Here is a 3,085-nt window from a genome sequence, read left to right on the forward strand (position 1 = left end):
CATAAAACGCGTTTGGCGTTGTATGGTTAAGCCTCACGGGTAATTAGTACAAGTTAGCTTAATGGCTCACACCACTTCCACATCTTGCCTATCAACGTTGTAGTCTTCAACGGCCCTTCAGAGACTTTAAAAGTCTAGTGAGAACTCATCTCGAGGCCTGCTTCGCGCTTAGATGCTTTCAGCGCTTATCAGTTCCGAACGTAGCTACCGGGCAATGCCATTGGCATGACAACCCGAACACCAGCGGTTCGTTCACTCCGGTCCTCTCGTACTAGGAGCAACCCCTCTCAATTCTCAAACGCCCACGGCAGATAGGGACCGAACTGTCTCACGACGTTCTAAACCCAGCTCGCGTACCACTTTAAATGGCGAACAGCCATACCCTTGGGACCGACTTCAGCCCCAGGATGTGATGAGCCGACATCGAGGTGCCAAACACCGCCGTCGATATGAACTCTTGGGCGGTATCAGCCTGTTATCCCCGGAGTACCTTTTATCCGTTGAGCGATGGCCCTTCCATTCAGAACCACCGGATCACTATGACCTACTTTCGTACCTGCTCGACGTGTCTGTCTCGCAGTTAAGCTGGCTTCTACCATTACACTAACCGTACGATGTCCGACCGTACTTAGCCAACCTTCGTGCTCCTCCGTTACTCTTTAGGAGGAGACCGCCCCAGTCAAACTACCCACCAGGCACTGTCCGTAACCCCGATTCAGGGGCCAACGTTAGAACATCAAAACTACAAGGGTGGTATTTCAAGGTTGACTCCACAACAACTAGCGTCGCTGCTTCAAAGTCTCCCACCTATCCTACACATGTAGGTTCAATGTTCAGTGCCAAGCTGTAGTAAAGGTTCACGGGGTCTTTCCGTCTAGCCGCGGGTACACAGCATCTTCACTGCGATTTCAATTTCACTGAGTCTCGGGTGGAGACAGCGTGGCCATGGTTACACCATTCGTGCAGGTCGGAACTTACCCGACAAGGAATTTCGCTACCTTAGGACCGTTATAGTTACGGCCGCCGTTTACCGGGGCTTCGATCAAGAGCTTCTCCCTAAGGATAACCCCATCAATTAACCTTCCGGCACCGGGCAGGTGTCACACCGTATACGTCATCTTGCGATTTTGCACAGTGCTGTGTTTTTAATAAACAGTCCCAGCCACCTGGTCACTGCGGCTCCCGTCCGCTTAGAGAGCAAGTCTCATCACAGATAGGAGCGTACCTTCTCCCGAAGTTACGGTACGATTTTGCCTAGTTCCTTCACCCGAGTTCTCTCAAGCGCCTTAGTATTCTCTACCTGACCACCTGTGTCGGTTTGGGGTACGATTCCATATAATCTGAAGCTTAGAGGCTTTTCCTGGAAGTATGGCATCAGCAACTTCATCACCGTAGTGACTCGTCTCGTGTCTCAGGTTTAGTGTTTGTCCGGATTTACCTAAACAAACGCCCTACTCACTTTCACATAGACTACCAACGCTATGCTTGCTTAGCCTGCTCCGTCCCCCCATCGCAATTATATCGAGTACAGAAATATTAATCTGTTTCCCATCGACTACGCCTTTCGGCCTCGCCTTAGGGGTCGACTTACCCTACCCTGATTAACATGGGATAGGAACCCTTGGTCTTCCGGCGTGGGAGTTTTTCACTCCCATTATCGTTACTCATGTCAGCATTCGCACTTCTGATACCTCCAGCATACCTCCCGGTACACCTTCAACGGCTTACAGAACGCTCCCCTACCACTCAGAATAAATTCTGAATCCGCAGCTTCGGTGCATAGTTTAGCCCCGTTACATCTTCCGCGCAGACCGACTCGACCAGTGAGCTATTACGCTTTCTTTAAAGGATGGCTGCTTCTAAGCCAACCTCCTGGCTGTCTGGGCCTTTCCACATCGTTTCCCACTTAACTATGACTTTGGGACCTTAGCTGGCGGTCTGGGTTGTTTCCCTCTTCACGACGGACGTTAGCACCCGCCGTGTGTCTCCCGGATATTACTTTACGGTATTCGGAGTTTGCAAAGGGTTGGTAAGTCGGGATGACCCCCTAGCCTTAACAGTGCTCTACCCCCGTAAGTATTCGTCCGAGGCTCTACCTAAATAGATTTCGGGGAGAACCAGCTATCTCCCGGTTTGATTAGCCTTTCACTCCTAGCCACAGGTCATCCCCTAACTTTTCAACGTTAGTGGGTTCGGTCCTCCAGTTGATGTTACTCAACCTTCAACCTGCCCATGGCTAGATCACCGGGTTTCGGGTCTATACCTTGCAACTATTCGCCCAGTTAAGACTCGGTTTCCCTACGGCTACCCTATTCGGTTAACCTCGCTACAAAATATAAGTCGCTGACCCATTATACAAAAGGTACGCAGTCACCCAACAAGTGGGCTCCTACTGCTTGTACGTACACGGTTTCAGGTTCTATTTCACTCCCCTCACAGGGGTTCTTTTCGCCTTTCCCTCACGGTACTGGTTCACTATCGGTCAGTTGGGAGTATTTAGCCTTAGATGATGGTCCACCTATATTCAGTCAAAGTTTCACGTGCTCCGACCTACTCGATTTCACTTAAAATGTCTTTTCATGTACGGGACTATCACCCTGTATCGTGGCGCTTTCCAGCAGCCTTCCATTAACACATAATAAGCTTAAGGGCTGTTCCGATTTCGCTCGCCGCTACTTTCGGAATCTCGGTTGATTTCTTTTCCTACGGGTACTTAGATGTTTCAGTTCTCCGCGTTCGCCTCGTTAACCTATGTATTCAGTTAACGATACCTGCAAGCAGGTGGGTTTCCCCATTCGGAAATCTTAGTCTCAAGCGCTTTTTACTAGCTTGACTAAGCTTATCGCAAGTTAATACGTCCTTCATCGCCTCCAACTGCCAAGGCATCCACCGTGTACGCTTAGTCACTTAACCATACAACCCAAACGGGTCTTTGTTTTGTGACAGTTTAACTTCGCCAGAAGTCAATATTGAATACTAAAGTAGATACCAATCAATCAACTCATAAGAGTTAACTAAATGGCACTGAATGGTACTGCTACCATTCTTTTTTTACTTTTGAAAACTCTTGATAAATACAATGTAT

The 3,085-nt window shown here is 48.9% G+C and carries 1 rRNA gene; it reads right to left on the minus strand.

What is annotated here, in order from left to right:
* Window positions 1-22: 22 nt before the first annotated feature.
* A 23S ribosomal RNA gene (locus I6F42_RS19895) occupies window positions 23-2,913 on the minus strand.
* Window positions 2,914-3,085 lie beyond the last annotated feature (172 nt).

The organism is Pseudoalteromonas sp. SWYJZ12, from assembly GCF_015864395.1.
Lineage (GTDB): Bacteria > Pseudomonadota > Gammaproteobacteria > Enterobacterales > Alteromonadaceae > Pseudoalteromonas > Pseudoalteromonas arctica.